We start from the raw sequence: 816 nt of genomic DNA on the forward strand, positions 1-816 counted from the left end.
CTGCCACCCGGAAGCAGACATTCTGTCTTGCGCATGTGTCAGCTGTCCGGATGGCTCTCAGGGAGCCGTAAGAGTAGTTATTCTACTGGCGACCTAGCATGTAGAACTGCGGATTCGGCCGGAGGCTGGTGAAGTTGGCCAATCGGTTGGACATGCCGAAGAATGCGGAGATAGCGGCCATGTCCCAGATGTCGTCGTCACTGAACCCGTGCTCACGCAACGCCACGCTGTCGGCCTCGCAGACCAGATGCCCGTGTTGCGAGACCTTCATGGCGAACTCGATCATCACCTTTTGGCGCGGAGTAATGTCCGCCTTACGGAAGTTTCCCGCAACCTGATCAGCCAGTAAGGGGTTCTTGGCGCGAATGCGTAGGATCGCCCCGTGGGCCACCACGCAATACTGGCACTGGTTGACGGCCGACGTCGCGACGATGATCATCTCTCGCTCGGCCTTGGTCAGGCCGCCGTCCTTGTCCATCAGGGCGTCGTGGTAGGCCATGAACGCCCGGAACTCATCAGGGCGATAGGCCAACATAAGGAACACGTTGGGCACGAAGCCGGACTTCTCCTGAACTGCCAGGATGCGCGCCCGGATGTCCTCGGGCATGTCCTTAATCGAGGGCACTGGGTAGCGGCTGACCGCTGCATGTTCGTTTTCCGCCACAGCGTTTCTCCTGGGATTGTTCTGGGCGGCGGGGAAAGCCGCTGACCTCTTCGGGCCACACAGGGATGATGCAGGATTGCCGTCAAAACTACACGACAAACTTTAGAAGCGGACAGCCTTGAAGCCGACGTTCCGAGCGTCTCAGAAGGGTC

The 816-nt window shown here is 59.3% G+C and carries 1 protein-coding gene; it reads right to left on the minus strand.

The genetic code is table 11. The features are described 5' to 3' along the window. Positions 1 to 82: 82 nt before the first annotated feature. Positions 83 to 664 carry a peroxidase-related enzyme gene (locus OXS49_RS33380; RefSeq protein ID WP_267428776.1) on the minus strand — a complete coding sequence of 194 codons (582 nt, stop codon included), beginning with the start codon at positions 662 to 664 and terminating at the stop codon, positions 83 to 85. Positions 665 to 816 lie beyond the last annotated feature (152 nt).

It is taken from the genome of Methylobacterium sp. GC_Met_2 (genome assembly GCF_026540795.1).
In the GTDB taxonomy this organism is placed as follows: Bacteria; Pseudomonadota; Alphaproteobacteria; order Rhizobiales; family Beijerinckiaceae; genus Methylobacterium.